The sequence below is a fragment of the Paradesulfitobacterium aromaticivorans genome, assembly GCF_054657415.1.
Window position 1 is genome coordinate 289,579 of the sequence record NZ_BAAHYT010000010.1, and the last position, 23,306, is coordinate 312,884.

Annotated in this window: 24 protein-coding genes; 4 read left to right on the plus strand and 20 right to left on the minus strand. The window is 47.0% G+C overall.

Annotated elements, in window-relative coordinates:
• Positions 1-3: 3 nt before the first annotated feature.
• The 13 genes from ACYQ2N_RS06780 to ACYQ2N_RS06840 form a co-directional block, all read right to left on the minus strand.
• A complete protein-coding gene (locus ACYQ2N_RS06780) occupies positions 4-477 on the minus strand; it encodes a (2Fe-2S)-binding protein (protein WP_459998373.1) in 474 nt (157 codons plus the stop codon).
• Positions 461-1,333, minus strand: coding sequence for an FAD binding domain-containing protein (locus ACYQ2N_RS06785; RefSeq protein WP_459998374.1), 873 nt, complete (start codon positions 1,331-1,333; stop codon positions 461-463). Before ACYQ2N_RS06785 ends, ACYQ2N_RS06780 begins: the two co-directional genes overlap by 17 nt.
• Positions 1,334-1,441: 108 nt before the next feature.
• On the minus strand, positions 1,442-2,725 hold the full coding sequence (locus ACYQ2N_RS06790) for an ABC transporter substrate-binding protein (protein WP_459998375.1): 1,284 nt from the start codon (positions 2,723-2,725) through the stop codon (positions 1,442-1,444).
• A gap of 112 nt (positions 2,726-2,837) precedes the next feature.
• On the minus strand, positions 2,838-3,554 hold the full coding sequence (locus tag ACYQ2N_RS06795) for an ABC transporter ATP-binding protein (protein ID WP_459998377.1): 717 nt from the start codon (positions 3,552-3,554) through the stop codon (positions 2,838-2,840).
• The gene (locus tag ACYQ2N_RS06800; RefSeq protein ID WP_459998378.1) at positions 3,551-4,036 is read right to left on the minus strand and encodes an ABC transporter ATP-binding protein C-terminal domain-containing protein; all 486 of its coding nucleotides are present in this window, start codon (positions 4,034-4,036) and stop codon (positions 3,551-3,553) included. Before ACYQ2N_RS06800 ends, ACYQ2N_RS06795 begins: the two co-directional genes overlap by 4 nt.
• Entirely contained in the window at positions 4,033-4,308 is a 276-nt protein-coding gene (locus tag ACYQ2N_RS06805; RefSeq protein ID WP_459998380.1) for an ATP-binding cassette domain-containing protein, read from the minus strand. Before ACYQ2N_RS06805 ends, ACYQ2N_RS06800 begins: the two co-directional genes overlap by 4 nt.
• Positions 4,309-4,320: 12 nt before the next feature.
• On the minus strand, positions 4,321-5,259 hold the full coding sequence (locus tag ACYQ2N_RS06810) for a branched-chain amino acid ABC transporter permease (RefSeq protein WP_459998381.1): 939 nt from the start codon (positions 5,257-5,259) through the stop codon (positions 4,321-4,323).
• Positions 5,246-6,109 carry a branched-chain amino acid ABC transporter permease gene (locus ACYQ2N_RS06815; protein WP_459998382.1) on the minus strand — a complete coding sequence of 288 codons (864 nt, stop codon included), beginning with the start codon at positions 6,107-6,109 and terminating at the stop codon, positions 5,246-5,248. The genes ACYQ2N_RS06810 and ACYQ2N_RS06815 overlap by 14 nt, the downstream gene beginning before the upstream one ends.
• Before the next feature lie 30 nt (positions 6,110-6,139).
• Entirely contained in the window at positions 6,140-8,887 is a 2,748-nt protein-coding gene (locus tag ACYQ2N_RS06820) for a molybdopterin-dependent oxidoreductase (RefSeq protein WP_459998383.1), read from the minus strand.
• Positions 8,888-8,966: 79 nt separating this feature from the next.
• Entirely contained in the window at positions 8,967-9,656 is a 690-nt protein-coding gene (locus tag ACYQ2N_RS06825; RefSeq protein ID WP_459998385.1) for a DUF2848 family protein, read from the minus strand.
• Between the two features lie 21 nt (positions 9,657-9,677).
• Complete coding sequence (locus ACYQ2N_RS06830) at positions 9,678-10,451, minus strand: carbon-nitrogen family hydrolase (RefSeq protein WP_459998386.1); 774 nt, start codon at positions 10,449-10,451, stop codon at positions 9,678-9,680.
• 38 nt (positions 10,452-10,489) lie between these two features.
• The gene (locus ACYQ2N_RS06835) at positions 10,490-11,698 is read right to left on the minus strand and encodes a tRNA-dihydrouridine synthase (protein WP_459998388.1); all 1,209 of its coding nucleotides are present in this window, start codon (positions 11,696-11,698) and stop codon (positions 10,490-10,492) included.
• 256 nt (positions 11,699-11,954) lie between these two features.
• Positions 11,955-12,299, minus strand: a complete 345-nt coding sequence (locus ACYQ2N_RS06840) for a cupin domain-containing protein (RefSeq protein WP_459998389.1) — start codon at positions 12,297-12,299, stop codon at positions 11,955-11,957.
• A gap of 297 nt (positions 12,300-12,596) precedes the next feature.
• Between ACYQ2N_RS06840 and ACYQ2N_RS06845 the strand changes: the two genes are divergently transcribed.
• On the plus strand, positions 12,597-13,529 hold the full coding sequence (locus tag ACYQ2N_RS06845; RefSeq protein WP_459998390.1) for a DMT family transporter: 933 nt from the start codon (positions 12,597-12,599) through the stop codon (positions 13,527-13,529).
• Positions 13,530-13,538: 9 nt separating this feature from the next.
• Here the strand turns inward: ACYQ2N_RS06845 and ACYQ2N_RS06850 are convergent, their stop codons facing one another.
• Complete coding sequence (locus tag ACYQ2N_RS06850; protein ID WP_459998392.1) at positions 13,539-16,007, minus strand: cyclic nucleotide-binding domain-containing protein; 2,469 nt, start codon at positions 16,005-16,007, stop codon at positions 13,539-13,541.
• 254 nt (positions 16,008-16,261) lie between these two features.
• Between ACYQ2N_RS06850 and ACYQ2N_RS06855 the strand changes: the two genes are divergently transcribed.
• A complete protein-coding gene (locus ACYQ2N_RS06855; RefSeq protein WP_459998394.1) occupies positions 16,262-16,480 on the plus strand; it encodes a DUF2197 domain-containing protein in 219 nt (72 codons plus the stop codon).
• A 41-nt stretch (positions 16,481-16,521) separates the two neighbouring features.
• On the opposite strand, the gene ACYQ2N_RS06860 is transcribed toward ACYQ2N_RS06855, so the two are convergent.
• The 5 genes from ACYQ2N_RS06860 to ACYQ2N_RS06880 are packed head-to-tail and all read right to left on the minus strand — an operon-like array spanning position 16,522 to position 20,910.
• On the minus strand, positions 16,522-17,904 hold the full coding sequence (locus ACYQ2N_RS06860; RefSeq protein ID WP_459998395.1) for a sensor histidine kinase: 1,383 nt from the start codon (positions 17,902-17,904) through the stop codon (positions 16,522-16,524).
• On the minus strand, positions 17,882-18,574 hold the full coding sequence (locus ACYQ2N_RS06865) for a response regulator transcription factor (RefSeq protein WP_459998397.1): 693 nt from the start codon (positions 18,572-18,574) through the stop codon (positions 17,882-17,884). Before ACYQ2N_RS06865 ends, ACYQ2N_RS06860 begins: the two co-directional genes overlap by 23 nt.
• A gap of 46 nt (positions 18,575-18,620) precedes the next feature.
• Positions 18,621-19,199, minus strand: a complete 579-nt coding sequence (locus tag ACYQ2N_RS06870; RefSeq protein ID WP_459998399.1) for a hypothetical protein — start codon at positions 19,197-19,199, stop codon at positions 18,621-18,623.
• A gap of 2 nt (positions 19,200-19,201) precedes the next feature.
• Positions 19,202-19,960, minus strand: coding sequence for an ABC transporter permease (locus ACYQ2N_RS06875; RefSeq protein ID WP_459998400.1), 759 nt, complete (start codon positions 19,958-19,960; stop codon positions 19,202-19,204).
• The gene (locus ACYQ2N_RS06880; protein WP_459998401.1) at positions 19,957-20,910 is read right to left on the minus strand and encodes an ABC transporter ATP-binding protein; all 954 of its coding nucleotides are present in this window, start codon (positions 20,908-20,910) and stop codon (positions 19,957-19,959) included. The genes ACYQ2N_RS06875 and ACYQ2N_RS06880 overlap by 4 nt, the downstream gene beginning before the upstream one ends.
• 218 nt (positions 20,911-21,128) lie before the next feature.
• On the opposite strand from ACYQ2N_RS06880, the gene ACYQ2N_RS06885 reads away from it, so the two are divergent.
• Both ACYQ2N_RS06885 and ACYQ2N_RS06890 read left to right on the plus strand, forming a co-directional pair.
• Positions 21,129-21,512, plus strand: coding sequence for a hypothetical protein (locus ACYQ2N_RS06885; protein ID WP_459998402.1), 384 nt, complete (start codon positions 21,129-21,131; stop codon positions 21,510-21,512).
• 354 nt (positions 21,513-21,866) lie between these two features.
• The gene (locus ACYQ2N_RS06890) at positions 21,867-22,481 is read left to right on the plus strand and encodes a phosphatase PAP2 family protein (protein ID WP_459998403.1); all 615 of its coding nucleotides are present in this window, start codon (positions 21,867-21,869) and stop codon (positions 22,479-22,481) included.
• Between the two features lie 14 nt (positions 22,482-22,495).
• On the opposite strand, the gene ACYQ2N_RS06895 is transcribed toward ACYQ2N_RS06890, so the two are convergent.
• The gene (locus tag ACYQ2N_RS06895; protein WP_459998404.1) at positions 22,496-23,242 is read right to left on the minus strand and encodes an ABC transporter ATP-binding protein; all 747 of its coding nucleotides are present in this window, start codon (positions 23,240-23,242) and stop codon (positions 22,496-22,498) included.
• Positions 23,243-23,306: the final 64 nt, after the last annotated feature.

The following is a 23,306-nucleotide window of genomic DNA, read 5'->3' on the forward strand; positions in this document are numbered from 1 at the left end:
GATTCAGCGCCCCCTTTTTTCCGAAGCGTCTAAAACTGCATCGACGATCTTCTGATAACCGGTACAACGACACAAGTTTCCGGATATTGCATCCTTGACCTCTTCTTCCGTCGGATGAGGATTTACTTTCAGTAACGCTTTAGACGTCATAATCATCCCGGGACTGCAATATCCACACTGAATCGCGCCTTTAGACATAAAACTCTCCTGAACCGGATCAAGCTCACCGTTTTCGCTTTCAAGCCCTTCGACTGTAACCACGGTTTTGCCATGAGCCTGAGGGGCTAACACTAAACAGGAACTGACAGGCTCCCCGTCCATCAACACGGTACAGGCTCCGCACTCACCCTCGCCGCAGCCTTTCTTCGTCCCGGTAAACCCTAAATCTTCTCTGAGCACATCCACCAACTTGCGGGTGGGTGCAACCAGCAACTCGAATTTGTCACCGTTAACCGTCAAACTAATCGGTATTTTCATCACTACCACCATCTTTCACCAGAGATGTAAGAGCCCGTTTAACTAGAACCTGCACCAGTTCCCTGCGATAGGAAGCCGTGGCACGTATATCATCTATTGGCTTACACTCCTCCACTGCCAGGCGAGAAGCTTCATCGATCATGCTGGTTGTTAAAGTTTTCTCAGTTAAAAACCGCTCTGTTTTGGGAACACGAATTGGCGTAGGTGCTACAGCCCCTAGACCAATGCGGGCTTCCAGACACTTGTCTCCATCCAACCTTAGAGCGCAGGCTACCCCAACAAGAGCGATATCCATTGAACGGCGCAAGCTATGTTTAAGGTAAATGCTCTTAAAATCAGATGTAAGTTTCGGCAATTCGACTTCCGTTAAAACCTCTCCTTGTTTAAGAACCGTTTGCCCGGGCCCTCGGAAAAATTCCGCGGCAGGAACCTTTCTTTCTGTGTTTTTACCTTTAATAATCATTGTGCCATTCAACACTAATATAGGTGTTGCTGTTTCTGCTGAAGGGGCAGCATTTGCCAAATTGCCTCCGAAAGTCGCCAATGTCCTTATCTGCCATGATCCTAAACCATGCGAAGCCTGAGCAAGCAAGGGATATTCCGTTTGAATAAGACCAGAGGTTTCCAGCTTCCTTATGCTTGTTAAGGCCCCAATTCGAATCGTCTCACTCGCTGTAATAAAGTCTAATTCTTTAACATTCTTCAGGTTTATTATATGTGAAACCTTAATTTTCTTATTTTCGAGCTTAACGGTTAAATCAGTCCCACCCGCCCACAAGGTGGCTGCTTGATCTTGTTCGAGTAATTGAAACAACTCTTTTAAGTTTTCCGGACTAGAGTAAATTACCTTAGACAATGAGAAATCACCCCACAATCCCAAATAATGAAAACCTTTGTTCTCTCTGGTGCGTGATATCCGGGACGTGGGAGGTCTTCCTTTGCAGGAAGATCCTCCCACTAAGATTTATTTAGTCTTTTCAAAAGTAGAGGCAGGATAAAACTTGAATTGGTCCCACTTGCCATTATTGGCAATCAAGGCATTAAAACTTCCTGAAGTCGTTCCATGATCGTCAAAGTTCACATCGCCGGATGGTCCTTCATAGTCAATGTCGTTCCCTTTCTTTAACTCGGCAACCGCATCTTTGAAAGTGTGTACTTTAACCCCAGGCGGGCTGGCAATTTTTTTATAGTTTTCATTAATGGCAGTGCCGTCTACTTTTCCACCGGCTACCATGGCCAAGGCCATAATCATAGCGGCGTCATAAGAGTTAGCTTCAAAATTTCCGCCCGGATCTTTGCCATAAGCAGTCTTATAATTTGCGGCAAACCGCTTATAATCTTCGCTTTGACTGTCCCCGGCAGGGATTTCCGTGAGAATCCCGTTCATGGTATCAGTGCCGACAAGTTTGAATATCTCCGGCACAGCGATATCGCTCGAAACCATCCACTGCCATTTATATCCACGTTGCTTCCATTGTTTTAAGATGGTAGGAGCAGTTTCTTGGCCTGATCCCAGCCAAACCGCATCTGGATTGGTTTCAGATACTTTCTTTAATTCAGCAAGATAGCTTGATTGGCGACTCTGGAAGGGTTCCATAATGCTAACGGTACCCCCGAGTTGTTGAAATTGTTGGGCAACCGCATTGGCTATGGACGTTGTGCTCTCTGCTGTTTCATACATAACAGCAATTTTACGGTACCCTTTGTCCCATAGCACATGGGCAGCAACCCTTCCATCCAAAGAATCCGACGGCACCGTCCGGTACTGATAGTCTCCCCCTGTTGTGTCCAGTTTCGTTGTGCCCGCATAGGGGGATGTAACCATTACTTTATTTTGCTTGGCAAAATCCCAGGTGGCCAATAATACATCAGAGACCATGCCGTGCATGGCAATAACGCCATTGGCTGTAATTAATTTTCTGGCCCCGCGAATGCCGCCCTCAACCGTGCTTTGGTCGTCTTCCGTGAATAACTTGACCTTCTTGCCTTCGATACCGCCTTCGGCATTAACCTCGTCAAAGGCTAACTTGGCTGCATTATAAACCGGCACCCCGAAGGCACCCATTTCCCCGGTATAAGATGTCAAAATTCCAACCGGAATGTCCCCTCCTGAATTACTGCTGCTGTTATTGCTGTTATTACTGCTAGTGCCGCCTCCACCCGTTTGTGTGCTAGCAGGAGTTTGGCCACAACCGGGCAGCACCAGCATGCTTAAGACCAAACAAGATACCAGAAACTTTTTTAACATTCCTTCCCAACCTCACTTTCAAAATCAACTCTTAAAGGTCAACTTTTGTAACTAACAGTAGCTGTCTCGAAGTCTTTTACCCATCTGCGCCGTTGCCCACCTCCTTTTCATTTCAACCAACGTTGTGGCCTAAAAACAAGGTCTCGAATTCCTCCTCATCCTCTAGGAATTCACGCCCGGTGCCTTCTTTTTTCACTAGTCCTGACTCTAAAAGGTATACCCTGTCCACATGGGCCAGCACCTCTTTGGGGCTTTCCTCAACGACCCAAATTACCGCCGTACCATCATCCCTAATTCTGCTAATTGTCTCGATCATAGACTCTGTTGCTTGAGGAGATAATCCGGATGTTGGCTCGTCAAGTATCAGTAAACGCGGCTTAAGTAACAAAGCACTGCCCACTGCCAGCAATTGCCGCTCTCCCCCGCTCAGAGTTCCGGCTTTTTGTTTATACCGTTCTTTGAGCTTGGGAAAACGCTCATAGATGGCTTCGATCGCCTGTCTGGCATTTCTGATCGTAAAGGCACCCATTTCCAAGTTTTCAGCTACGGTAAGGTCAGCAAACACGTTTTTCTCCTGCGGGACATACCCCAGACCCATCTTTGCGAGCGTATGATTCTTTAACAAAGTGATATCTCTGCCATCGAAAACCATGCTTCCCTTCATTAAAGGCAAAATTCCTGCAATTGTTTTCATCAGGGTAGACTTTCCAGCCCCATTTGCGCCTAATAATGCGATCATCTCGCCCTCTGCTACCCTAAGGTTTACTCCATGGAGGATAGGCAGTCTGCCATACCCGGATTCAACATTCTCGCATTTTAACAAGCTCATGCTATCCCCCCCAGGTACACTTCTACTACCTTCGGGTTTCTAAAGATCTCTTGCGGCGTGCCTTCTGCTATGATTTGACCTAAATGAAGTACATAAATATAATCACATAAGCTTGAAATAAAACCGAGATTATGATCTACGATGAGCAACGTCAGGCCTTGTTTCCTAAGCTTTAATAAAACTTGGACGAGGTGATTTTGAAGCGCCGGGTTAATTCCGGCCGCAGGCTCATCGAGCAGCAACACTTCAGGATCTAACATCAGTTGGCGGGCGATCTCAACGATCCGCGCTTCGCCAGCGCTCAGATTGGCGATTAGATCGTTCTTCTGCTCAGATAATCCGAAGTCCGCCAAAAGCTTGAAGGCTTTCTTCCTAATTACCTCTTCTTGCTCTTTAACCTTTTTACCGTTGATTAAACCTTGCCAAGGTTTCTCTCCGGCCTGCCCTTTAGGGACAACCATCAGATTTTCCATAACCGTCATTTGGGCAAAGCCTTGCGGTGTCTGGAAGTCCGGGCCAGCCCCCTCTTAGCGATTTCATCTGCAGTAAACCCGCTGGTTTTTTCCTGCTTAAAAAAAATCTCGCCGGCTGACGGACGGTAATACCCCGCTATACAATTAAATAAAGTGCTCTTACCAGCTCCGTTAGGCCCAATTAGACCGGTAATTGAGTTTTCGTTTACCTGAAAACTCGCTTCATGCACGGCCCTTAAGCCGCCAAAAACTTTACTGACATTTTTTACTTCTAGAACCACAGCTTCACCTCCCTAATTAACAGCATTGCGTTCAGGCAAAATTCCTTTAGGTTTGAACCGAATGATTAAGACCAGGATTAAACCCATGGCAATAAACCTGCTGGCAGCCAAAATCGGTGCCAACTCGGCCGATGCCTGCAAGAACCTAGTGGCTTCCTGAATTCCGACGATGATAGCCGCTCCCAAGATCATCCCTTTATAGTTCCCTGTTCCGCCAATGGTCAAGGCAATCCAGGCTACCCAGGTTACTTCACTGACAAACAATGAAGGAACCACTAAACTTGTAAACCAAACATAAAACGAACCGGCGAACCCAATAATGGCAGCTCCGATCACAAACGCCCACATCTTAAACTTTTCGATATCCTTACCGGCTGCCCTAGCAGCATCTTCGTTTTCCCTTATTGCTTTAAGGGTGCGCCCAAACGGCGACCGATCCAAACGGGAAAGAATATACCAAAAACAAGCAACTGCGAGCACGATTAAGAACGCATAAAAATACTGGTAGGAATTCGCAGACACAAAGAATTTGCGGAACGGTTGCTCAATCCCGATGAATCCCTTAACTCCGTTTGTCAGCCAATTCTCGTTGGTGAAGAGGTATTTAATGACTTCGGCAAAGGCATAAGTCGCAATCGCCAAATACTCTCCTTTTAACCGAATCGCAGGCAAACCAATGAGAAAAGCAAAAAAGGCAGAAATTAACCCTGATCCTAAGAAGCCTATGAACATGGGCAAGTGAAAGCCAAACATGTAAGCATCTGCAGTGCTTGGCGCAGGAGCTGTAAGAATTACATAGCTATAGGCTCCTATAGCAAAAAAACCTACGACACCGAGATCGATGAGCCCTGCCGTACCAAACCTTATATTGAGCGCCAAGGCCAGCATTGTATAAATGCCCATCAAAACAACGATTCCTGCCAGAAAAACTCCAATATTAATGGCCCTCACCTCCCAAGATTCCCTGTGGTTTAAATAAGAGCACGACGATTACCATGGCAAACGCGACAGCAGGCCTATAAGAGGCCGGCAGAATAATTACGCTCAAGTCCATGCTTAAGCCAATGATCATGGCTCCGATCATAACTCCGTACAAACTACCGAGTCCGCCTAAAACCGCAGCCGACAGAATCAACAAAATAATAGCCCATCCCATGTCCGTGTAAACGGTGCCGATCAAACCGGAAAATATTCCAGCCATAGCACCAAGAGCTGAAGACAAAAGCCAGGCCACGGAGGCAATTTTTTCGGTGTCAATCCCTCTGGCATTCGCTAAGGACAGATTACTGGCCATGGCCCGTATTGCCTTCCCGGTCAAGGTTCTGGTCAAAAACAAATGAAGCCCGAAAGCGCTGCCTAGAGCTAAAACTATGACCGCCGCTTCTGTACCTGATATAATAGGAATCCCATTAATCTCAAAAACTTTAGAAACCGGCACACTGTAAGTCTTCGCCTGCACTCCGTAAAAAGCTTCGATAGCCCCATGAATGATATAAGCCACTCCAACCGATGTAAATAATAGGTACAGGTTGCCATAACTACGGATCGGCTTATAAAAAACTTTGAAAATCAACCAGCCTACCAGAGTTGTGACCAAAGTAGCTGCTATGAACGAGAGAAAGATATTCCAACCCAGTTTCACGTTAAATGTATAACCAAGATAAGCTCCAAGTGTTAATACCTGGCCATGCGCGATATTAAGAAAATTCTCAATTCGTTTTACAAGGGAAAAACCGACCGTACCAAGCAATAAAATCGTACCCGTAACTAACCCGGACACAAGATAAGGAATATAATCCATACCCGACCTCCTCCCAATTATTTTGTAACTTTATGATCCGTTGTTCCCTTGCTCCGCTAGTGCAGCTTTAACTTTAGCCACAGTGATTGGCAGGTCAAAGAACCGGTGCCCGATAGCCCGGGAAACAGCGTTGACAATCGCCGGTGCCGTGGGAACTAAAGAACACTCGCCGGCACCTGCAGCACCGAACGGTCCATGTTCGTGCTTTACATCCAAATGAATAACCTTCGTTTCCGGAGCGTCCTTAATCCTGGGAATGCGATAATTTCCAAAATTCTTGGTTTTGCCTGTGATGTACTCCTCTTTTAACGCCATGCCCAAGCCCATTAGAACTCCGCCTTCGAGCTGTCCTTCAACATTTTGGGGATTAACAGGAGTTCCGGTATCATGTGCCGCCACCACCCTAAGAACCTTGACTTCGCCGGTTTCGGTATTCAATTCAATTTCCGCCATTTGTGTACCAAAGGTGTAGGTCTCATAAGCCAAGCCTTGCCCCTCATCATCAAGAGGAGTGACCTCGGCAGCATACTGTCCATAAGCATTAGGAATATTCTGGCTGTAAAGCTGAGCCAACCCCAGAGAAACTTCCGGGTTTTGCTGCGCTTTGACCAGGCCGTTCTTAAATACTAATTGTGTTGGCGGAATTTCTAGGACCTCGGCCGCTCCCCGCAGCAAGTTTGCTTTGAATTTGTCCGCGGCTCTGAGAACTGCGTTCCCCGTGTTGTAAGTTTGCCTGCTGGCACAGGTAAACCCACCGTCCGGTGATCCAAAGGTATCTCGGGTAGATACTTCAACCATGGCGTAGGGTATTTCCAACGCCTCAGCCACGAGCTGAGCCATGACCGTATCGAGTCCCTGTCCAATATCAGCCGCTGCTGTAACCAACCGGACTTTGCCCTCGGGACTTAACTCCAACATAACCTCGGACTTCTCCGCCAAACCTGTTTTGCCTGGGCCGAACCACATTGAAGCAATGCCAACACCTTTTCTAATTTTGCCCTCTTCCTGTTGGCTTTGGACCTTTGCTATAGCCTCTTGATAATCCGTCCGAAGAGCTGACAATGTCTCCAAATACCCGAGCCTCTCCTCCAATGTTTGCCCTGTGGCCGTCACGTCTTTGCCCACGTAGCCATTACGCCAACGCAATTCCAACGGGTCAAGGCCCAGCTTGTCAGCCAGTAAATCCAGTTGCGCTTCCATCGCAAAAGCGACCTGCGGCACCCCAAACCCGCGCATGGCTCCACTGGGAGGATTATTGGTGTAGACCGCTTGCCCGGACACTTTGACATAGGGAAGACGGTAGGGGCCGGTAGCATGGACCACCGCCCGAATGACGACGCCGGGACCAAATGAAAGATAAGCTCCTGTATCGGCGAGGAACTCCACTTCAAGGGCTTTTAAAACCCCTTCTTTGGTTGCCCCTAGGCGGTGTTTAATGTAGAAGGGATGCCTTTTCGTCGTCCCCTGAAACGATTCTTCGCGTGAGAACACGATTTTTACCGGTCTCTTCGTCAGATGCGCAGCCACAGCCAATAACCCCTGAATGGTAATGTCAAGCTTTCCGCCAAACCCACCGCCGGTAACCGTTTGAATCACCCGGACTTTGTCTACGGGCAGGTTAACCACACCGGCCAACTCCGTGCGCAAATGCTGGGCATTCTGGGTTCCGACCATCACCACCAGAACCCCCTCCGAATCAACATAAGCGACCCCTGCTTCCGGTTCGAGATACGCATGCTCATGAGCCGGAGTCGTATATATGTTCTCGATAATAATCTCGGCCTGCGCAAAACCCTCTGCGGCATTTCCTTTAGTCAGGGACTTGGCAAAGGCAATGTTCGGACTATCTTCATGAATCCGGATATTTTCTTCCGCTGCCGCATGATGTGGATCGAAAAATACCGGGAGTTCTTCATACTCCACTACGACCTTGCCACATGCTTCCCTGGCTCTTTCCAGACTGTCCGCAACAACCAGCGCCACCGCATCGCCTGCAAAACGCACTTTGCCATCTGCCAACACAGGCCAATCGGGGCGGAAAATCTTCACGCGGTTAAACCCCGGGACATCCTCGGCCGTGAAAACAGCCTCGACCCCGCGCAGCGCCAAAGCGGGACCCTTATCGATTTTCTTGATCAAAGCGTGATGATACGGGCTCCTCACAACCGCCGCGTACAGCATGCCTTCCATTTTAATGTCGTCTGCAAATACCGCTTCCCCGATAGCCTTGGCCACGGCATCTACACGCGGCAGACTTGCGCCCAGTACCTTGCCCTCATCTCCGTTCGTTATTGCCTGTCCGCTTCCGGCCATAATTGCTGCCGCCCGCTCAACCGCGTCAATTATCTTGACATAGCCGGTACACCGACAGAGGTTGCCCTGAAAAGCCCTGATGATGTCCTCTCTCCCCGGCTTAGGATTCGCATCTAGCAATCCCTTGGCCGTAATAATCATTCCGGGAGTGCAAAACCCGCATTGAATGGCCCCGGTCTCAATGAAAGCTTGCTGCAAGGGATGAAGTTTGTCCTTGGTTCCCAAACCTTCGATCGTGGTTACGCTTTTGCCTACAGCCTTCTCGACCGGAAAATGACAGGACTTTTCCACTTTGCCGTCAACGAGCACAGCACACGTTCCACAGTGCCCTTCACTGCACCCTTCCTTGGTGCCGGTCAGATTAAGATTTTCTCTCAGAACTTTAAGCAGGCTGGTTCCGCTGTGAGCCTGAACTTTTCTCTCAGAGCCATTGACCGTCAATACAAATTCCCTTAATTCATCCATTTTTTCACCCCCTCGGTTCAATTTCCATTTTTCTCTTGCTGCCGCCTTAGCACTACGGGATCCAAGATTAGGCTTTTGATTAGATCTCACCCTTAAACCAATTTAGTTGTTTAATCCGGTAGACATGGCTGATTCTCTCATTTCTTACTTTGTCAAATAGCTCAATGTGGAAATACTCGCTGAATCTCAATTCTTCGAGCGTTGCCAAGGTTCCGGAATAAAGTACGGTTCCGGTCATATCTCCGTCAACCAGTGCCTGTGCTCTCTCCATAAGTTCCTCAGGACGCATCAGAAGTGCCAGCTGGCCTTCCTGATACACAGTCTCCTTACTTTCGCCAAGCCAAGCGCGCATCTCGATCTCATCCCAATGACTGATCACGTCCTCATAACGCCAAACCGTTGGGGCAATGACGTTTGGATAAGCCTGTTTCGATTTAATAATGCTGGTTTTTTCTAATTCACGGTCAGTATGGTCACTGCCAAGGCCGACAAACAATCCCCCCTGACTATAGAGAATCACAAATTCCACTTCTCCGGAGTTGCCGTTCCCGATGACCTCCACCTCTTCGCCGGTGGTTAATTTATCCGGGAGCAGAGGGTAGAAGACCGGGGTCTCCTTGGGAGCAGGCACGCCCAGGGCGGCGAGTTCCTCAATATGCTTTCTGACCTGATCTTGATTGCGCCCTGCGAAGCCCCCGTTCAGTATTCTCTCAACATTAAAATCAATGACCTTTTTTGCATCCCCATTCACAAAAAACTTCAAATTCATTCAAAGTCCTCCCTGCCCAAATTAAAGTTGGACCCTGTCCGTTACCGGTGGAAATACTTCCCGCACCCGCTTGACTTCTGCAGCATTAATCTCTGCTGTGATTACACTTTCCTCATCCCCGGCACCGGCGATGGTCACTCCCCAGGGATCAACGATCGCACTGTGACCCAGATATTGTTTCCCTCTATTGATTCCTGCACAGTTGGCCGAGATGAGATAACATTCATTCTCAAAGGCCCTCGTCTGATTGAGTGTACGCCAGTGATCTAACCTGGGATAGGGCCAGGCGGAAGAGATCAAGAAAAATTCCACTCCCTGATCGAGCATCCGCCTAAACTGTTCCGGGAACCTGAGATCGTAACACGTTGCCAACCCGAAAACTCCATGTTCCGTTGCAACCGTTACAACCTCGGCACCGGGGGTGAGCAGCCGTGTTTCATCGGAGCCGAAGCCAAAAAGGTGAATCTTGCGATAGGTTGCAATGATCTCCCCTTGGGGATTTAGAAGGACACTGGTATTAAACAATTTGCCTCGGTCATTTTCGACAAAGCTCCCCATCATAACATAGGCCTGCAAGTCCTTGGCTTTAGCCGCCATCAGCGTTACCGTCTCACCCTGCAAGCTCTCGCTCTCTGCGGCATAGAGATCAAAATTGAAATACCCCGTATTCCAGATTTCCGGCAGGATTATAAGCTGCGAACCACGGCATGAGTCAATTTTTGTTATCATACGCTGGAGGCGTTGTGCTTTCGTTTCGTCGTCCCGAATCTGAAATTGAATGGAAGATACCCGCATTGATACACATCTCCTTAATCGGTGCGAAAATTAAGCAGTTAACGGAAATTACCGAGATAGCTTTGACCAGGGCCGTCCATGGTAATAGCGTCTTTGGGACATAGTGCCGGACATAAGCCACAGCCGTCGCACTTGCTACGGTCAATCACAGCGCTTCTCCCATCCATGCTGATCGCATCAAAGAAACACCAGTTAAGGCAAAGTTTGCAGCCTGTACATTTTTCCGGATCGACTTGGGACAGATACCGCGATTCGCGGTCAACAACATCCCAGGTTTTTAATTGACTTAAGGTAATCCCGCGCATCTCAGTAATGCTGTTATATCCTTTAGATTCCATAAAGGATTCCATACCCTTAATAAAGTCCTCAATCACCCCAAATTTTTTGGTGCCGTACATTATAGCGGTCGTAGTCTGAACCGTTGAAGCGCCAACCATGATCGCTTTAACTACATCTTCCCAAGTCCAAATTCCATTCGTGGCCGAAATGGGGATATCTAACGACCTCGCAACTTTAGCCACCCACTTAAGCATGATCGGACGCATCCAAGGACCGCCAATACCCGCAAAAGTAGAATGGAGCAAAGGTCGGCCGGTTTCAATATCAATGTCCAAAGCAGGGAAACGGTTGTGCACTGTCACTCCGCTGGCACCGACAGCAGCCACTTTTTTGGCAACATAAACCGGGTCAACAGCCTCTGCCGTCAGTTTGATGATTACAGGAATTTTCACGGAATCCACTACTATCTTCGATACTTCAGCTGCGGCCTCGGGGTCGCTTCCTAATTCCTGTCCACTTTTGTATCCTAAATCACGGGGGTGCGGGCAGCCAAAATTGCACTCAATCATATCGGCACCAGCGTTTTCCATCATTTTGGCAAGTTTACCCCAGTTTTCTAAGGTATCCCCTGAAATACTCCCGATAAGAACAGTACCATTTTTTTCGCAGTACTTCTTCGTTTCCTCCATCTCAGGCATCCATTCATCCGGAGTATAAGTTGCAAGAAATTCCGCAGAGTAATTCGAAAAAGCGTGAGGCCACCCTTTTTTATGCAAAACCGTAAAGCGCGGTGAAACATACTTTTGCAACGCTTTTTCGTAAGTAACCGTCTTTGAGATAAGTCCTCCGGCTCCGGCATCCACGCACCGTTTCATATAGTCAGCATCTTTAGTTGGCGTTGCTGATGCTACAACAATTGGATTCTTGAACTTCTTGCCCCATACTTCTACACTTAAATCAGGTTTCATGTGAGCATTCCTCCTAAAATTGATGTTAAGATTCACTAGATTTAGATTTTTGCAAAAACTGTGCCAAGATAGCTCTACATGTTTTGACCTCAATCCTACCTACTAGGCACTGTGTTTAGCCCCATCTATCCAGAAAGTCCGTGTGTACAGGTATTATCAAACTTGCGAAAAAGCTTCAAACTTTTTCGCAAGTTTGTAAAATCTGAAAATAAAGAAAGAACAAATTGTGTTCTGGCCTTTCTTTGCCCAAACTTAGTTATTTAACATAGTACCTAATCTCTAAGGTTGTACAACCGTTTGGAATACTGTAGGGGCCATGCGTCATTTGGGGCGGCCTGCAGGCGTACATTCCTTCAACATACGTCTCCTTTTTATTAAGGTCAGTTAAACTGCCTTTTAAAATATACACTTCCTCCCAGAATTCATGTACCAGCACCTCGTTCGTTGTTAAACCGGGAGGAAACTTCAAGAGCCTGGTGTATGAACCTGTATCAGGATCATCGCTAAGTATCTTCTCAATAATCCCCTCCTGTGCTCCTTCTACCTGACGCCAGCCAATGTTGAGATCGTGGTCAAAGAATTCCAATTCAGGTTTTGCCATATCATCTTCCCCCTTTAGATTTTTAATAAACAAATAAGATTCTGTTTACTGATCATATGCAAGTATCATGCCATTGCTGTTTTTATCCCCCTTATTCTCCATACTCCGTTCAAACAATCACGCTAACAGGCATTATCCTTAGTTCACAGCCGCCCCTTAGATCATCATAGGGTTTTGCGTTTTTGCGAAGTTTTCTCAATCTTGCAAAAATACCTCTGAAATGTGAGCAGAATCCGTGGTATGAATCTTGCACTATAAATTTTAGTTGTGCTAATAAATATTGCGAGGCTGATGTAAGTGGAAAGAAAAACTAGAGCTATTGTTCCTCACCTTATGCTAATCTCAGTGGCTTTTATCTTTAGTACAAATTTTATTGTAGGTAAAGCTTTAACCGAGTTTCCTCCCTTCTTTTTAGGGACGGCCCGCTTCTTAATTGCGTCTGTCATATATCTTCCATTTTTATTGTCTAGGCAAGTTGCTCGCCCCAAAAAGCAAGTTTTAGGGTATTTAATCGTAATGGGGTTTAGCGGAATCTTCTTATTTAATCCCTTGGTGTACTGGGGTCTTCATTACACAACGAGCATTAATGCCACTTTGATTAATTCCTTTAATCCCATGACAATATCGTTGTTTAGTAGTTTGTACTTGAAAGAGAAACTCCCTCTCCCTAATAAACTTGGTTTATTTGTCTCGTTTCTGGGAATCTCTTGTATTGTGGCAAGAGGGGATTTGATAAATTTCCTAACTTTTCAGATTAATCCGGGTGACTTGCTTGTGGTCTTAAGCACATTCGTATGGGCTGCTTACACTGTTTTAGTCCGCAAGACTTCAGCCTATGTTAATTCCTGGCATGGAACAATTTTTGCGACATATATCGGACTAGCGTTCTTGCTTCCGGCATCCTTACTAGAGTCCCATTGGATGCCTCTACCAACTATGACCCTTACAACTGGTTTAGCCCTTATCTATTTGGGGCTATTTCCTTCCGTTATTGCCTTTATGTTTTGGAATAGCGCAGTTTCGCGCTTAGGTCCAGCCCGTTCAAGCTTGTACTATAATTTGATCCCGATTTTTAGCTTTTTACTCGCATCCTCTTTATTCGGAGAAAAACTAAGGGCATATCATTTGGAGGGAACTTTACTTATTCTTATGGGGCTTTCGGTACCACATTTAATTAAAAAATACTTCCGACCCCAAGCAAGTGCTAAGGATCCGAAAGCATTTTTGTGATGATGCCGTTTACATTTCTGTTTTGAGCGCAGTTCCTGCCGTTTTGCCTCCTATGTTTTGATCATCTCCCTTGAGTTTCCCCCGTTCTCTTTCTTTAGCCCTTAACACCACCAGCACCACCGTCACCACGGTCAGGAGTGCCCCTATGCCAACGGCCAATGCCTGGCCGACCTGATAAGCGGGAATATAAACAGCCTGCGTAATCCCTAAAGAATTCTTTAACCCTACTCCGAGCATTAAAGAGGTTGCACCCGGAACGAAATGGAGCTGATACACTATGTGTCCAGCTAAGACTAAGGGGATGAAAGCAAACACCAGCTTAACGCGGCGCGTAGCCGCTTTCTTTTTGAATGGTTCCGCAATCAGCCAAGTAAAAACCCCTGCAGCCAAAGCCGCACCCCAATAAGACAAACTAAATGCCGCTCTCCATTGTTCAGGAGGCCAAACTCCAATGAGCGGTTCAAAGTAATTTAATGGAATGAGGATTGCCAATACGACCGCAATGAAGATAGCATACCCTTGATTAACCCGTACTAAATGCCATACCTCACGAGCGGGCACACGCAAATTCAACTGCACCGCACCGTTGGGACAATTACGCACACAGTTAAAGCACAGTTTACACGACAGGTTATTATCAAGGTAAGGCAAGTGCTGAGACATAGGACAGCCAGCAATTTCACCCGTACCCACATAGCATTCGTGGGTTGTGCACTTATTTAAGCACACAGTGGCATCAGCCCTAACCTCCAGCATCGCTCCGATCGAGGCGGTGCCCACAAACCCACCGAGCGGACAGAGATGGTGGCACCAGGCATGGCGCGTAAAGATGACGCCGGTCAGGATCGCTGCTAATTGAATAGAAAGCAGCAGCAAAGCCGTGTACCAAGGGTTAGAACGCATTCCGCTCATGATCTCAATCCAAAAAATCAGGGTAAACAAAAAAGTTACAAGAATATAATCATATTTTTTCAGAAAATCGGGCACCGGCTTGTTCAAGTGCATTTTCCGTTGCGCCAAATCCATAATGTACGAAAATGGACAAACCGTACACCATACCCTCCCGATGATCGGGGAAATGATGGCCAACGCAGGCCACCACAAACCCCAGACTGCAATGAAAACCTTGGTCACAACAGTTGTCTTTGACAGGAAGAGCAATAACAACACAATCCCCACGAATATTCCAGAGGTAATGATCCTTAGGGAATTTACCAAACGTCCCTTCTTAAAGAGGTCAGAGATCCAGTCCCACGAAAGCAGATTAATCGAGCTTCCGATTTTCTCAGCAGTCGGGCCGAAGAAGATGTGTTCCAACCCGATAACATTGTTTTCCGCCAGGAAAAAAGAGCGCTCAATCACCTGGATTAATTCCGTTACGTTCCCCTGCCGGTAGTTGTGCGATAGGAGAAGCTTCGTGGCTTCCTGATCAAGAACCGGAGCTGGGCGTTGATGTTTGCGGGCAAGCTTCTCCAACACCCCTTGGGCGATAACCGGGATATCCCGTTTGCGCTCGCGCAGCGGAGATATTTTATAAGTAGAAAGAAAGCACTCTTTTAACTCCGGAATGAGCTTGGAAGTAAGCAAGTCAGGCTCCGTCTGGACGGTAGCCACAACCAGGCATTTTTTAGCCTGCATGCGCAATGAATGTGCTAATTTAAGCTGTGCGCGCGGAGAAATGAGGTTAACTTCCCTAATCAGCACTGAGCCGCCTTGGGCAGCTTCAAGCAGGCTGCTTCCTCTAAATGCGGCTGCCGAGCCGTCTCCAGCGTCTAAGACTGAGTCCCCCCACTGGCGGTCAAAATTGCGCCCGTCAACCACCACAAACGGTGCCGCCTCGCCGCAGCGCATTTTATGCAGGTACCAGGCCAGCATCTGACGGCCTGTTCCTCTTTCTCCGATCAGCAGCAGGTTATCTCCGCTTTGGGCCAGTTCGTTAAGCTTATTCTCTACTTCACTGGTCGTCTTAACACTTCCCCAAATGCCGTAAAATTTTTCCTCATAATGCGTAAGCTGCAAAGCGGAAAGCAAGAATTCTTTATGCTTAGTATCCCACAACACATGGTTCGCTTTATTTAAGCTTTGAGACAACACCTCAATAAACTTGGGATAAAGCTTGGGCCAGCGCACAAGCATGCGTGAAAAACCTTCAGAATCGAGGGCCAGCACTCTGCAGTTCTCGACAGCACGTACACCGGCAGGAGCCGGTTTACCGGTAAAGAGGGAGATCTCGCCAAAAGCATCCCCGTCCTCAAACCAACTAACCTGCCAGGAAATCCGGCCTGCTTTTTCGATCACAGTCTCAGCCTTCCCCTGCGCCAGTACATAAAAACTATGCTTTTCCTGCCCTTGCTCAATGATGACAGACCCAGCAGCATACTCCTGCCAGAAGAAATCTTCAGCAAGTTCAATTAATTCTTGTGTGTTTAAGTCAGCAAAAAAATCTAATTTTGATAGGTAGTAAACCTTTTCCCTCATATTGCCCTCCGCTGCTGTTCGCATGCATCATGAAAACGTTTGTCCATACTTACTTATGTCTCTATATCATACTAGATTTTATGGTTTTAGAGAATATGAAAGTATTTCCCAATCTCTTAATTAATTAAGAACCCCAAACGACTGATTAAACGACAAAAAACACCGCTCAGCCCTCAAAACCAATACTCCCTCGCTAAATAGAATATATTAGGGTAACTCTGCAAGCACGGTGTTTAATAAAGGAGGGAGGGAAGATGGAAGTACGGTGTAAAGTTTGCGGGGATCTCAAGTATGTTACCAAAGTCCACAAAGACTACCACTCCATCAGTAAAAACCCAAATTACCCTTATATCTGTGAAACCTGCAGCACCAGAATCCAAACGGAAATGCAAAAACTTAAAGGCCTGCGCAAGTTCAGCCACTATCCCTCCAACGAAGACTGGAGCGAAGGCTCAGAAAACAACTCTTTCTGACACAGACTGCCCCGGAAATTAAAAATTCCGGGGCAGCTACTTTACAAAGGAAGTTCAACCCAAAAACGAGCCCCCTGCGGGTCAACATTTTCCGCCCACATCCGTCCTTCATGCTGTTCCACAATCTTTTTCGCGATGCTTAATCCTAAGCCGTAGCCTGGTACCCTGCGTGAGCGGGCCGGGTCTACACGATAAAAACGGTTAAATATCGCTTTTAAGGATTCCGGCGGAATTCCAGGGCCATCATCCTCAATTGTAATCCACGCCCGCTCCTCTTCATTCTTCAGCCTAATGACAATATGTCCCCCTAGCGGCACATATTTGCTGGCATTTTCCATAATGATGCGCAACACTTGCTTTAAGTAAAGCGCATCCCCGTGCACATATATCTCCGGAGCCACGTCGTATTGCACATGATAAGTGCGCATAAAAGGGAGCCCGGATGTGCCTTCCAGCACGAGTTCGCTTAGATTGACCAAGCTTAATGCTAAAACCAGTTCTTCCCGGGCAAGGGTCAACAAGTTTTCCACTAACTTGGTCATCATTCCCACCTCGTTCGTGATGGCACGGGCCGAATCCCTGACAACGTTAGGGTCTGCCGCACCCCAACGTTCTAAAATATCCGCGTGCCCACCAATCACCATGAGGGGCGTACGCAACTCATGGGAAGCATTGGCGACAAATTGTTTCTGCTGGGCAAACGAAATTTCCAGGCGCTCAAGCATTCGGTTGAAATTCTGGCCCAAGCGGTCCAGTTCATCCCCATTCCCTTTTAAGGGCAGGCGTCGGCTTAAGTCGCGGGCCGTTAAGCCCGCAATCGCCTCATTAAGCTTTCCTAACGGGGAGAGAACCTGCCGTGCTAGGATCAGCCCGCCGAGCGCGGCCAGGAGCAAGGCAGAGCCTCCGACAATAAAAATCTGTTTAAGAAGTGTCCTCTGTGCCAGTTCCACATCCTCTAAGTCAAGCGTACTCTGAAGGTAGGCAATGGTCTTGCCTTGGGACTGAACCGGACGTGCAACATAGAGAAAATCCTCCCCATTAAAAACCCGAATTTCCGGATTTACATTTTCGGCAACCGGTAAAAAGGATTTGCCTGAGTGCTGCAGGACATCCCCTGACAAGGAACTAATTTGGAGGTTAACCCCCTGGGGAACATTTCCTTTAAACAGCTCAGAATCCTTTATGTCCATCGCCTGCCCCTCACCACGGTCATTAAGGATATTCGAAATTTGTGAGACACTATTCTCTAAGAACTGCCGCTTTTCGCGCAATAAAGCCTGGCTATTTCCCCAATACGTTAGGCCGGAAAGCATCAAGACCGTAAGCAACAGCAACAGCATGTACCAAAGGGCAATTTTCCAGGCCAAACCTGCTTGCAGCCTCACCCGCCCGGCAAATCTTCTAATCATCCCGGCGAAGGACATACCCTACCCCCCTCACCGTTTGAAAATAGTGGGTCTGAAACCGTTCATCAATTTTGCTCCGTAAAAACCGCATATACACATCAACCACATTGGTATCCCCAAAATAGTCATATCCCCAAATCGCTTCCAGAATCTGCTCGCGCGACATAACATGCCTTGGATGCTGTAAGAAAAATTTAAGCAACTCAAACTCTGTCTTCGTCAGTTGTATCCCTTCCCCATCGAAACGGGCTTGATGGGCACTGATATCCAGTTCCAACGCGTCAAACTTGAGAACGTCCTTAGGTGTACCCTGATGGGGACGCCGCATCACCGCCCGCATGCGCGCAAGGAGTTCTTCCATCGCGAAAGGTTTGGTTAAATAATCATCGGCACCAAGATCCAGGCCAAATACCTTATCCTGAATTTCGTCCTTCGCCGTCAAAAGTAAAATAGGGGTATCTTTTTCCACTCGAACCTGTTTGCAGATCTCATAACCACTGAGGTGAGGGAGCATGATGTCAAGCAGAATAATATCCCACGTCTGGGTTAAAGCAAGGCTTAAGGCGCTGTTTCCTTCTCTGGCCGCTCTAACTCTATACCCTTGATGTTCGAGCTCCATTTTAATCACTTTGGCAATGGCCTCGTCATCTTCTACCAATAAGACATTCAACTCAGGATTTAGGGCCACTTCGCTTACCTCCTTGGTACCTCTGATGGGATTTCCTAGTGGAAACTTAGTTTCGTTCTTTCCTTTTCTTCATAACTGTGTGCATCAATAACACGAAGAACAACACGAACACCGGTTCAAGCGAGGAAACGAGCAGCACTTGATTTTTATCCACTTGGGTATTCCCCACGATTTCCACTGGGATCGCGGAACTAGAGCTGGTTTCAGGCAAACTTTTAGCAATCGCCGTCACATACAGATCATACTGACTCGTATACACAAAGCGCACGGGTAAGTTCACGATTTTTGACTTTTTTTCCCCCAGCTCTGAAATGAGGACAGGTTTATCCGCATTAAAATCCTCTAAGTTTACGGTCGAGTTCTTTTGAAGATCAGCCATAGTAATATATACCAGAATATCATGAAGCGGCTGGTTTGTGTTATTGTTCACGCTCACTTTTACCGTATCCTCTTTTCCGGCATACCCCTTCACTTCTTGGGGAGAAAGAATATGGACACCCAATGCGGGAGAGTTCCCCATATCCTGAGCAAAAACTGCGCTCGTGTTTAATGATAACAAGAGCATCAAAGAAAGGCAAAATCCTACGATCCCTCTTGCCGTAAATGCATGCGGCCATCCTTTCATGCTTACTCCCCTCCTTCAAATTCTAATTTCTTAAGTGCGTAAAGCAAGCATCCGTAAGCGACAATGATTCCCGCAAAAATAGGAACGGCCATTGCTAGGGAAGCCATGATCCCTTGATTGTGAAGAATAATACCCTTCAAGAGATTCATCGCATTCGCTGCGGGGCTGATGTGCGCGATGAACGCACCCACACCGGCTTTGGTCGCCGCTGAGGAAAGTAAGGCCGGAACGCTTAAAAGCATAAACACCATCAGGGAGGTCATAATCGCACTCTTGGACGAACCCAATACGATCGATAGCCCCATGGAAATACAGGCAAAAAGAAACACCACTCCGCTCCCGACAACGAACAGAAATGCGAGCATCGGAACAATCATGTGCGTCCCTCTGCCTAAAACTACGATATACGGAATCGCAAGGATAAAAGTTAAAAACCACATCAACAAGACCGCCACGAGCTTGCCCCAAGCTAGGTGAATTCTCGCAACCGGTGTCAGCAGGATGCTTTCCAAGGTGCTTTGCTCCTTTTCCGAGGAAAAAGAGACAGCGGCCAAGATAATGGAAATGATAAGCCCCAGACCCAGGATAACTTCCCCAAACGTGACCATCATTTCGGTCTGCGCCAGTAAACTAAGTTCTTTAACCCCTACGAAACTATACGCCATGGTACTGAAAAGGAGCGCCACAATCACAAACCATAGTTTTCCTTTCCAGGCCAGTACGTTTTCTTGAATTTCCTTCTTGCTGATCACTAAGTTCATGCCTTCTCCCCTCCCTCTTTTGCTCCACCGACTAAGTCAAGAAAGATATCTTCAATCGAGGTCTCTACGTTGCCGATTTCATGAATGTCAATTCCTTCAGCAAAGAGAAGTCCAACGATTTCCCGTTTTCTTTGGTCGAGGGCTGAAAGGTTTGTTTGGAAGAAATAGCTATAAATAAGCTCTCCTTTTACCTCTACCCTTAAACCTTCAAATCCTTCCAAGATCGTTTTCGCCGCGAGATTATCTGAGGTTCTGAGTTTTATCATGTTGTTCTTGCCGTATTTTTGGTGTAAATCTTTGATTTCCCCCTGCTCAATCAGCTTACCCTCTTTCACAATGCCAACTTTGTTGCAGAGAACCTCGATATCTTTGAGTAAATGGGAGGTTATAAAGACAGTAACCCTCAAACTTTGGTTCAAATCAATGATATGATTCTGAATCTCTTTTTGCCCCATCGGATCAAGTCCCAAGGTCGGCTCATCCAGAAAAATAACTTTGGGATGGTTAATCAGCGTCTTGGCTAGCCCTAACCTCTGCCGCATTCCACGGGAGTAGTGTCCGATTAATTTATGCTTATCTTTTAATCCGACTTTATCAAGCAGGAAAGGAATATAGCTTTTGGCTTCCCTGGGGTCTTGTTCAAATAACTTGGAGAAATAGGCCAAATACTCTTGACCTGTCATCCAGGGATAGTACCCGTGTGACTCCGGCAGCACCCCGATGATTCGTTTAACAGCCTGTACGTCTTGGTTGATGTCTTTCTTTTCTATCCACACTTGCCCCTTCGTCGGCTTCATCAGTCCGTTCAGCATCCTAATCGTGGTCGTTTTTCCTGCTCCGTTCGGCCCTAGAAAACCGTAAATATCTCCTTCCCCGACGGCCAAATTCAAGCGATCTACGGCTCTAAACCCGTTTTTGTAGGTCTTAGTCAAGTTATTTGTAACGATCAAGTTCAATACCCTCCCTTTCTCGTGCTGGAATAATAATGAATGTACACAAAACCTATCCTAACAGCCCATGATTAAATTCGGATTAAAACGAAATGTAAATTATATTAATAAAACTTCAATGTAAGCTTAATCTGTTTTTTAGGGGATTTTAATCTTTCAGGTCTAGGATAAAAACAGGGCTCAGAACAAGAGCCCAAAACATAAAGGAGGATCTCAGGATGAAAAAAACAATGTGGACAACGATTGGAACGCTCGCCATCGCAGGCGCACTGGCAGGCTTGGGCTCATTTAGCGGCACAGCCCTGGCCGCGAACTCTCCCGCGCCCACGCCACCAGCAGTCGCGCAACCGGCTGCTACCACTGGCCAAACGGTGGCCACAGCGGCTCCTCAGGCAAATGCAGTAACGGTTGACACTGAGAAGAGTTCCAGTAAAACAGAACAAGCTAAAACGCCCGAAACAGACAACGATAATGTGCAATATGAAGAACAGGGCGACCACGAAGGAAACAACGGTGTCGTGGACAAAGCCGGAGCAGCCTCGGACAAAGAAGATGGTGGCAATGAAGCTGCAGAGGCTGCGGAACCTGCGGAAACTAAATGATCTAGGCTGCACAAAGCCTAAACGAACATGGATACTACCACGCGAAAATTTAGATAGGAAGTAGACTTGGCCGACCCAAGCCAAATAGCTCAAGAAGAAGGCTGCCTCACTCGTGAGACAGCCTTCTTCTTTAACATCTCGCAAGCCCTATGCTTAACTGAACCTTTTGCCCAGCATCTCATAAGATCTTTGCTCAAATTTCTCCTAAAATCATTTTTGCTTTTTCACTCCAAAATATCTGGCCGGACACCAAAAACTTCTCAGAATCGCCTCGAACTTTGTCGAACCTTCCATCGTCTTATTATATGGTAAAGATGAAAGCACAATTAACCTGCTTGAGGGAGGACAATCTAAATGAACGTATTTGATCTTGCTGGCTACCATTTAATAAACCACTTGGCGGGGCAAGTTGCACTCGTGGACAAACTAATGGCCTTCGGGGCCCAATATGCTCTCGAACTTTACGCTCTTCTGTTTCTTATTGCTTGGTTTGTATTACCAAGCTCTGATACGAACCACCGTCACGCCCTCATGGTTATGGGATTTTCAGGTATATTCGCCCTCATTATTAATGTCCTGATCGCCCAGGTCTGGTTTAGACCCCGCCCCTTTGTCACGCTGCCACAGGGCTCATTTCACCAGCTTATCCCGCATGCTCATGATTCATCATTCCCCAGCGATCATACGGCTGGAAGTTTCGCCTTTGCAGCAGGCTCCTGGAGGAAGTCTGAGCGCTGGGTGAGTCTCAGTTTCACATTCTTAGCTGTTTTTGTGGCAGTTGCACGCATCTACACCGGCGTTCATTGGCCGACTGATGTGCTTGCCGGAGTTGTGGTCGGTCTCTTCAGTGCCCGTATCACCTGGGCTCTAAACCGCTTTTTTAAGCCGCTCACCAATCTTGGTCTGCGTATCTTTCATTATGGACAATATTCCAAGAAGCTGGTCATCGGCAAGGAAGTACCCCGTTAATTTTAGGGATTCTGTTAGCACTTTAACATCTGATAGATATAATGATAGAGTCTGCCGAAATCAGCAGCTGAAGGATCACGCGGTCGCATCAAATCATTGTCAAGAATAGCACTGATATGTTGCGGAGCCTTGCCCATGACCACAAGCCTGTTGGAGAGAGCGAGAGCCTCTCCGATATCATGGGTTACAAAAATGATGGTAACGCCGGTGTCCTGCCATAGCTCAATCAACATCTGTTGCAGTTCTTGGCGGCTTTGGGCATCAAGGCTGCCGAAAGGTTCGTCCATCAAGAGGATTTCGGAATTAATGGCCAAAGCCCGGGCAATCGTCGCTCTCTGTTTCATCCCTCCTGATAGTTGATGAGGATAAAAGTCATAGAAACCATCAAGTTTGACCATGGCCAGATACTTTCCGGCTATTTCTTTGCGTTCTTTGTCCGTGCTTCCGAGCTTGTGGATCTTCAAGGGGAAGAGAACATTATCCAGGATGTTCTTCCAGGGAAAGAGCTGGTTGAAGTCCTGAAACACCATAATGCGGTTGGTTTGGGGCTTTACTACTTCCTGCCCGTCAAGCATGATCTGACCGGAATCAGGCTGCTCAAACCCGGCAATGAGACCTAAGAGAGTGGACTTGCCGCATCCTGACGGCCCGACAATACACAGAAAATCTCCTTTGTTTACCTGCAAGTCGATCTTTTCCAGGACCGTCAATTTCCTTTTATCCACATAAAAAGACTTAGATAAACCCTTTAGTTCAAGCAAAGGTTTTACTTCTTGAAGCTCATTTGGGGTTCGGAAACTTTGTGTTTCCCATACATTATTCTTT

Coding starts and splice junctions, on each gene's coding strand:
- ACYQ2N_RS06780 (WP_459998373.1), bottom strand. CDS start 477: ATGAAAATACCGATTAGTTTGACGGTTAACGGTGACAAATTCGAGTTG.
- ACYQ2N_RS06790 (WP_459998375.1), bottom strand. CDS start 2,725: ATGTTAAAAAAGTTTCTGGTATCTTGTTTGGTCTTAAGCATGCTGGTG.
- ACYQ2N_RS06795 (WP_459998377.1), bottom strand. CDS start 3,554: ATGAGCTTGTTAAAATGCGAGAATGTTGAATCCGGGTATGGCAGACTG.
- ACYQ2N_RS06800 (WP_459998378.1), bottom strand. CDS start 4,036: ATGACGGTTATGGAAAATCTGATGGTTGTCCCTAAAGGGCAGGCCGGA.
- ACYQ2N_RS06815 (WP_459998382.1), bottom strand. CDS start 6,109: ATGGATTATATTCCTTATCTTGTGTCCGGGTTAGTTACGGGTACGATT.
- ACYQ2N_RS06820 (WP_459998383.1), bottom strand. CDS start 8,887: ATGGATGAATTAAGGGAATTTGTATTGACGGTCAATGGCTCTGAGAGA.
- ACYQ2N_RS06825 (WP_459998385.1), bottom strand. CDS start 9,656: ATGAATTTGAAGTTTTTTGTGAATGGGGATGCAAAAAAGGTCATTGAT.
- ACYQ2N_RS06830 (WP_459998386.1), bottom strand. CDS start 10,451: ATGCGGGTATCTTCCATTCAATTTCAGATTCGGGACGACGAAACGAAA.
- ACYQ2N_RS06835 (WP_459998388.1), bottom strand. CDS start 11,698: ATGAAACCTGATTTAAGTGTAGAAGTATGGGGCAAGAAGTTCAAGAAT.
- ACYQ2N_RS06840 (WP_459998389.1), bottom strand. CDS start 12,299: ATGGCAAAACCTGAATTGGAATTCTTTGACCACGATCTCAACATTGGC.
- ACYQ2N_RS06850 (WP_459998392.1), bottom strand. CDS start 16,007: ATGAGGGAAAAGGTTTACTACCTATCAAAATTAGATTTTTTTGCTGAC.
- ACYQ2N_RS06855 (WP_459998394.1), top strand. CDS start 16,262: ATGGAAGTACGGTGTAAAGTTTGCGGGGATCTCAAGTATGTTACCAAA.
- ACYQ2N_RS06860 (WP_459998395.1), bottom strand. CDS start 17,904: ATGTCCTTCGCCGGGATGATTAGAAGATTTGCCGGGCGGGTGAGGCTG.
- ACYQ2N_RS06870 (WP_459998399.1), bottom strand. CDS start 19,199: ATGAAAGGATGGCCGCATGCATTTACGGCAAGAGGGATCGTAGGATTT.
- ACYQ2N_RS06875 (WP_459998400.1), bottom strand. CDS start 19,960: ATGAACTTAGTGATCAGCAAGAAGGAAATTCAAGAAAACGTACTGGCC.
- ACYQ2N_RS06885 (WP_459998402.1), top strand. CDS start 21,129: ATGAAAAAAACAATGTGGACAACGATTGGAACGCTCGCCATCGCAGGC.
- ACYQ2N_RS06890 (WP_459998403.1), top strand. CDS start 21,867: ATGAACGTATTTGATCTTGCTGGCTACCATTTAATAAACCACTTGGCG.